At 47.4% G+C, this 7,053-nt stretch carries 6 protein-coding genes; 5 read left to right on the top strand and 1 reads right to left on the bottom strand.

The features are described from left to right. Window positions 1-231 precede the first annotated feature (231 nt). A complete protein-coding gene (locus QUA90_RS22585) occupies window positions 232-633 on the bottom strand; it encodes a helix-turn-helix domain-containing protein (protein WP_333329684.1) in 402 nt (133 codons plus the stop codon). A gap of 189 nt (window positions 634-822) precedes the next feature. Between QUA90_RS22585 and acsF the strand changes: the two genes are divergently transcribed. The 5 genes from acsF to QUA90_RS22560 all read left to right on the top strand — a co-directional run bounded on the left by acsF (window position 823) and on the right by QUA90_RS22560 (window position 7,031). Further along, the gene (gene acsF, locus QUA90_RS22580; protein ID WP_333447835.1) at window positions 823-1,899 is read left to right on the top strand and encodes a magnesium-protoporphyrin IX monomethyl ester (oxidative) cyclase; all 1,077 of its coding nucleotides are present in this window, start codon (window positions 823-825) and stop codon (window positions 1,897-1,899) included. 11 nt (window positions 1,900-1,910) lie between these two features. After that, the gene (locus QUA90_RS22575) at window positions 1,911-2,657 is read left to right on the top strand and encodes a heme oxygenase (biliverdin-producing) (protein WP_333447833.1); all 747 of its coding nucleotides are present in this window, start codon (window positions 1,911-1,913) and stop codon (window positions 2,655-2,657) included. Between the two features lie 86 nt (window positions 2,658-2,743). Then, window positions 2,744-4,141, top strand: coding sequence for an oxygen-independent coproporphyrinogen III oxidase (gene hemN, locus QUA90_RS22570; protein WP_333447831.1), 1,398 nt, complete (start codon window positions 2,744-2,746; stop codon window positions 4,139-4,141). A 110-nt stretch (window positions 4,142-4,251) separates the two neighbouring features. Continuing rightward, window positions 4,252-5,901, top strand: a complete 1,650-nt coding sequence (hcp, locus tag QUA90_RS22565; protein ID WP_333447829.1) for a hydroxylamine reductase — start codon at window positions 4,252-4,254, stop codon at window positions 5,899-5,901. Window positions 5,902-6,182: 281 nt separating this feature from the next. Continuing rightward, window positions 6,183-7,031 carry a fatty acid desaturase gene (locus QUA90_RS22560; RefSeq protein ID WP_333447827.1) on the top strand — a complete coding sequence of 283 codons (849 nt, stop codon included), beginning with the start codon at window positions 6,183-6,185 and terminating at the stop codon, window positions 7,029-7,031. Window positions 7,032-7,053: the final 22 nt, after the last annotated feature.

The raw sequence follows: 7,053 nt of genomic DNA, 5'->3' as shown, positions 1-7,053 counted from the left end.
TGCCTATTTTTTTTTAGCACACATTGGCTCAATCCTTACAAAGGTATGGGTTTCAGGCTGGTTGTTACCCCCCCAGAATTCTATGACTTTGGTGGCTATTCCCAAGGCTAATTCTTAGCGGAACTTAATTTAACCCACGGCATTCACCCGCCATAACCGGAATGGTTAAACCGCAGAGGGCGCAGAGGACACTGAGGAAGAGAAGAGAGAGATTAATAATTCTGACCATTTTTAATCTGAAACTAGACCTGAAGCGTCCATGCGATCGTCCTCAGCATCCGAGTGTGTTAGGGGACAAATACAACTCTCCTGTCCCAGCCACTGCGATCCTACTTGATGCAGGGCTGCCATCACCGGTTGAATTTGGCGACCCTTGGGCGTGAGGGAATATTCTACACGGGGCGGAATCTCGGCATAAACACGCCGATCGACTAACCCTTGAGATTCCAACTCTCGTAGGCGTTGGGTGAGGGTTTTGGTGCTGATGCCCGGAAGTGCCGCGAGTAATTCGTGGGGACGGCGATCGCCTCCAAACAGTTCGCGTAGAACCAAAATTGACCATTTATTGTCCAACAAATCCAGCACAAATTGAATCGGACATTTAACCTCTACGCACTGACTTGCTTCCACCATAAACTCCCTTCACAGTTGCCTTCACGATAATTTCCATATTTCTTTAGAAATGGCTCAAGCGTCCTATTTGCTTCAATGCTTTACCTCAAGTAACTATAGGATACCACTGGTAACTGACTTGTGGGCGATCGCGGATTAAGGCAATGTGGTGCACAGTCATCAATTCCGAACAATCCACTCTCCACTCCTATGGTCAGTTCAATTAGTAAATCGGAGTCTGCTGGTCTGCCATCCGGCATTAAAGCACCTGTTCAAGAAACCCTGTTAACACCCCGCTTTTACACCACCAATTTTGATGCCGTTGCCGAAATGGATCTGTCCGGGCAACAAGCGGAATTAGAAGCAGTTGTAGCAGAATTGCGCGCGGACTATAACCGCCACCATTTTGTCCGCAATCAAGAGTTTGAGCAATGCTGGGACAAGATTGATGGCGAAACGCGAAAGGCATTTATTGACTTTCTAGAGCGCTCCTGTACCTCAGAATTTTCGGGTTTTCTGTTGTTCAAAGAACTATCCCGCAAACTTAAGAATCGCCAACCGTTGTTATCGGAAGCGTTTAGCTTACTCGCACGGGATGAAGCGCGTCATGCCGGTTTCTTGAACAAGGCGATGGCAGATTTTGGCTTGTCTCTGGATCTGGGCTATTTAACAAAAAATCGTACCTACACATTCTTCCCTCCAGAATGGGTAATTTATACTGTTTATCTGTCGGAAAAAATCGGCTACTGGCGCTATATTTTGGTGTATCGCCATCTCGAAAAACATCCCGAACATCAAATTTATCCCCTGTTTCGCTACTTTGAGAATTGGTGCCAGGACGAAAATCGGCATGGGGATTTCTTTAAGGCTTTGTTGCGATCGCAACCTAAGCTTTGGAATAACTGGAAAGCAAGACTCTGGGCGCGGTTTTTCCTACTGACGGTGTTTGCCACCCACACAATGACGGTATTGGAACGCTCCACATTTTATGACTCGATCGGTATCGACGCCGATGAATATAACAAGCAGGTGATTCATCACACCAATGAAACGGCAAAACGGGCGTTTCCCAGTATTTTAGATACTCACCATCCAGAGTTCTTTCCCCGTTTGGATCGATGTGCTATCGCCAATCAGAAGCTAGCAGAAATCTCAACTAACCAGCGCCCTGTCGCCATCCAATTTTGCCAAAAATTACCCTGGATTGCTGTGATTGTCTGGCAGTTGTTGCGCCTTTATTTACTGCCTTCGATTAATGCTGAATCGTCCAGAACCGCTATTAATTAGGAGATATTGCCATGACTAATCTATCGACACGCCTCCGAGAAGGCACGATGCAATCCCACACCACAGCCGAAAATACAGCATTTATGAAATGCTTTATGAAAGGCATTGTGGAACGGGAACCTTTGCGTAAACTATTTGCCGATTTGTACTTTGTTTACAGCGCCCTAGAAACGGCTTTGCAGAACCATGTCAACCACCCGATTATCGGGACTCTCTATTTCCCTGAGTTAAATCGCACTGAGAATTTGGCTTGCGATCTAGCTTTTTATTACGGTGAAAATTGGCGGGAGGAAATTACAGCTTCTCCAGCGGGTTGTGTGTATCGCGATCGCATTCAAACCCTCTCAGAAACCGATCCAGTCCTGCTGATTGCCCATGCCTACACCCGCTACATGGGTGATTTATCCGGCGGACAAAGCTTGAAAAACGTGATTCGATCGGCGTTGTCTCTGCCGCCGGATCAAGGAACAAATTTCTATGAATTTTCCCAAATCTCGACACCAGAAGCAAGGCGAGTATTTAAGGAACGCTATCGCCAAACCTTTGATGAGTTTCCGGTGGATGCTGACACGATCGAGCGAATTGTCGCCGAAGCAAATACGGCATTTACCCTTAACCAGGATGTAATGCACGAACTCGAAGCCGATGTGAAAGCGGCGATTGGAGAACATACCTTTGATTTGCTGACTCGGCAAGATCGCCCCGGTAGCACAGAAGGCCGCAGCCCTCATGCCAAGCGAGAATCTGTCGCGAAATAACTCGCCCCACGAAAACAAGATCGATCGTATCTCTAAAATATGCCGGGGTTCTGAATCTACAAAACAAAAGAAGGACACATCAGTTAATGAAACAGTTATCACAAACGGTTGAATTTGATGCTGCATTGTTGAATAAATACAACCAGCCTTTACCTCGCTATACCAGCTATCCACCCGCCACAGAATTAAGCACTGATTTTGATCGCAAAGCATTTAAAACTGCGATCGCCGTCGGCAATTACAAACAAACTCCCTTATCGCTTTACTGCCACATCCCCTTTTGCGAAACGCCCTGTTATTTCTGCGGCTGCAATACCATCATTACCCAGCGCAAGGAGGTGGTAGAACCCTATTTAGGCTATCTCGATCGCCAAATTCGCCAAGTTGCCAGTTTGGTGGATGCCGATCGGCTGGTGCATCAGTTGCACTGGGGCGGAGGCACTCCCAACTATCTCGATCGCAGTCAGGTAGAGTTTCTCTGGAACCAGTTAAATCGATATTTTCGGTTCGATGACGCGGCAGAAATATCGATCGAAGTCAATCCTAGCTATATCGATCGCGAATATATTCTATTTTTGCGACAATTAGGATTCAATCGGATTAGCTTTGGTATTCAGGATTTTAATCCCACCGTGCAGGAAGCTATCAATCGGGTGCAGCCCGAAGCGATGTTGTTTGATGTGATGGATTGGATGCGGGAAGCAGGGTTTGAAAGTGTCAATGTGGATTTGATTTACGGCTTACCTTTCCAGACACAAGCAACATTCCAGGAAACGGTACAGAAGACCTTGCAATTAAATCCCGATCGCATTGCCGTCTTTAATTTTGCCTATGTTCCCTGGCTCAAACCGGTTCAGAAACGAATGCCGGAATCTGCTTTGCCGACTGCGGGCGAAAAGCTGAAAATTCTGCAAAGTACGATCGCCCAACTGACGCAAAATGGCTATGTGTTTATTGGTATGGATCACTTTGCTAAGCCCAATGATGAACTAGCGATCGCGCAACAAGCTGGGCAACTACATCGTAATTTTCAGGGTTATACCACTAAGCCCGAATCGGATCTGTTGGGCTTTGGCATGACTTCCATCAGTATGTTGCAGGATGTGTATACCCAAAACCACAAGCGATTGAAAGACTTTTATCAGGCGATCGATAGGAATGAATTGCCGATCGAAAAAGGTGTTATACTTAATCAGAACGATCTGATTAGGCGCACAGTAATCATGGAATTGATGTGTCAATTCCAACTGTCGGTGCAAGATTTGGGAGAAAAATACCATCTCGGCTTCGATCTCGATTTTAATGACTATTTCGCTCAGGTTTTGCCACAACTTGATGCCTTAGAAGCCGATGGGTTAATCAAACGTTGGGGCGATGGCATTGAAGTAACGGCGATCGGCCGCTTGCTAATTCGCAATATTGCATCGGTGTTTGATAGCTATCTCATCCCCCACTCAAGCAAACGGTTTTCCAAGTCCCTATGAATCGTCGTCATATTTGTTAACTCAGATTAGTTAACATAGTTAGGGACGGATAAATACTTTCATAACCGAGTTGTTGCGTAAATTACAACCAATTCAACAAGGAAAAATCAATGTTCTGTGAACAATGCGAACAAACAGCAAGCGGACAAGGATGCCATCAGTTTGGTGCTTGTGGGAAAAGTCCCCAGGTGAATGCTATCCAAGATCTGCTGATTTATTATCTGCGCGGGTTGGCTCCGATTGCCCTCAAAGCAAAAGAGTTAGGCCTTGATACTCATGCAGTGGATGTCTTCACCTGCGAAGCGATCTTTGCCACGATGACGAATGTCAACTTTTCCGAAAAGCGGTTTGTTGAGTATCTCCAGGAAGCGATCGCCCATCGCGCCAATCTCAAGGCTCAAGTGCAGCAAGCAACAGACACTCCACCTACTTGGTCGGAAATTTCCAACTGGGAACCCAACTTTGAGGATAGCCTGGTTGAGCAGGGTGAGCTGATTCCCATCCAGTTCATGAGTCAGTCTGCCTCGAATGTGGATATTTTCTCGCTCAAACTCACGGTGCTATATGGGGTTAAGGGTCTTGCCTCCTACACCTTCCACGCCTACGAAGTGGGACAGGAAGACGAGCGGGTGTATCGTTTCATTTACGAGGCACTTGTCGCCCTCGATAACCAGACCTTGAGCTTGCAGGAGTGGGTGAATCTTGCTCTTGAGGTGGGAGCCATTAATCTGCGATCGATGGAACTATTGGATGCCGGACATACCGGTACCTATGGGCACCCAATTCCCACGCCTGTTCCCCTCAATCCACGGCAAGGGAAGGCGATTCTGGTTTCAGGACATGACATCAAACAACTCGAAGGCTTGCTGAAGCAAACAGCAGACACTGGAATTACTGTTTACACCCACGGCGAACTTCTACCAGCCCACGGCTATCCCAAACTAAAACAGCAGTACCCCCATCTCTACGGTCACTACGGCACTGCTTGGCAGAACCAAACCAAGGATTTTGGCAAGTTCCCCGGTGCGATCGTGATTACGACCAACTGCTTAATGCCAACCCATTCCTATTATGAAGATAAACTCTTTAGCGTTGGCCCCGTCGGCTATCCGGGTCTGATTAACTTGAGTGCGATCGACAATGACACACCCGATTTTACTCCAGTTATTGAGAAAGCACTGGCACTTCCCGGCTTTACTGAAGATGCACCACCCAGGGAAGTCACAGTTGGTTTTGCCCACAATACAGTCCTAGGTGTGGCAGATAAAATCATTGAGGCTGTGAAACAGCGTAAAATCCGCCATTTCTTCCTGGTAGGGGGCTGTGATGGAGCCAAACCCGATCGCAACTACTACACCGAGTTCGTAGAAAAAGTACCTGATGATTGTGTCGTGCTCACCCTAGCTTGCGGCAAGTTTCGGTTCTTCGATCGACAAATGGGCGACATTGACGGACTACCCCGCCTGATGGATGTTGGTCAGTGCAACGATGCCTACTCCGCGATTCAGATTGCTGTAGCCCTAGCCAATGCCTTTGAGGTAGGTGTCAACGATATACCCCTTTCCATGATTCTGTCCTGGTATGAACAAAAGGCAGTAGCCGTCTTGCTAACTCTCTTGCATTTGGGGATTAAAAACATTCGTCTAGGGCCGACATTGCCGGCGTTTATTTCTCCCAATGTATTCAAGCTTCTGTCGGAAAAATATAACTTGCAGGCCATTACCACCCCTGATGCCGATCTGGCAGCTTGCTTGAGCTGAGTGGGAGTTTTGGGTAAATAAGTCGCTCCGGCGATCGCACAATGCCTACCCATGACAGGCGAGTGGATCAATCCTGGGATTGATTTACAGTTTAACCAAATGGGCGCATTTATTTGACTGGTATAGCAATCCTCGCATCATTTGTGAATTTCTTACTCCCTCCCTTGATAAGGGGAGGGTTGGGGTGGGGTAAAAAGTTTACGACTCCTGCAAGGATTGCTATAACAGCGATTGCTTTTTCTCATGTTTATTCCCAAACTTTTTGTTTTGTGAGGTAATTAATGACCGCTAAACTGTTGCCAACAACTCCCACTCGAGTTCCGCTGGATTGGACTGCGGTCTTCTTTTTCACGACTATTCATGCCCTCGCGCTCTTAGCCCCCTGGTGCTTCTCCTGGTCTGCCTTGGGTATGACCCTATTTTTGCATTGGTTATTTGGCAGTATTGGCATTTGTTTGGGCTATCACCGCCTATTGAGCCATCGCAGTTTTCAGGTTCCTAAAGGGCTGGAATATGCGATCACCCTGATCGGTACCTTTGCTCTACAAGGAGGGCCAATTTTCTGGGTGGCGGGTCATCGGCTACACCACGCCTATACCGAGGATGTCGATAAAGATCCTTACTCTGCCCGTCGGGGGTTCTGGTGGAGCCATATGCTGTGGATTTTCTACCCCCATTCAGAATTCTTTGATTATGAACAGTACCAGCGGTTTGCCCCCGATCTGACACGCGATCGATTTTATTGCTGGCTGAATCGAAACTTTTTGCTGCTGCAAATCCCCTTGGGGCTACTGCTGTATGCACTGGGGGGATGGTCATTTGTGATCTGGGGTATGTTTGTCCGAGCCGTTTTACTCTGGCATAGCACCTGGTTTATTAACTCGGTCACTCACCTGTGGGGATACCGTACCTTTGACACAAACGACAACTCCCGCAATCTTTGGTGGGCGGCTATTCTCACCTATGGCGAAGGTTGGCACAATAACCACCACGCCCATCCTAACGTTGCCAAAGCAGGCTGGCGCTGGTGGGAGTACGATCCGACCTGGTGGGCAATTTGGCTGTTAAAGAAATTGGGTGTCGCCCGAAAAGTGGTGATGCCACCTGCTCAAAATGGTACACCTTCATAAAATTGGAGAGCGACATGAAGCC

Origin of the sequence: Microcoleus sp. D3_18_C4 (assembly GCF_036702355.1) — a bacterium.
GTDB lineage: Bacteria > Cyanobacteriota > Cyanobacteriia > Cyanobacteriales > Microcoleaceae > Microcoleus.
This window is presented reverse-complemented; position numbering and strand designations above follow the sequence as displayed.

Bases quoted from the DNA above. Each gene is read 5' to 3' on its own strand.
- QUA90_RS22585 (WP_333329684.1), bottom strand. From the start codon at position 633: ATGGTGGAAGCAAGTCAGTGCGTAGAGGTTAAATGTCCGATTCAATTT.
- acsF (WP_333447835.1), top strand. From the start codon at position 823: ATGGTCAGTTCAATTAGTAAATCGGAGTCTGCTGGTCTGCCATCCGGC.
- QUA90_RS22575 (WP_333447833.1), top strand. From the start codon at position 1,911: ATGACTAATCTATCGACACGCCTCCGAGAAGGCACGATGCAATCCCAC.
- hemN (WP_333447831.1), top strand. From the start codon at position 2,744: ATGAAACAGTTATCACAAACGGTTGAATTTGATGCTGCATTGTTGAAT.
- hcp (WP_333447829.1), top strand. From the start codon at position 4,252: ATGTTCTGTGAACAATGCGAACAAACAGCAAGCGGACAAGGATGCCAT.
- QUA90_RS22560 (WP_333447827.1), top strand. From the start codon at position 6,183: ATGACCGCTAAACTGTTGCCAACAACTCCCACTCGAGTTCCGCTGGAT.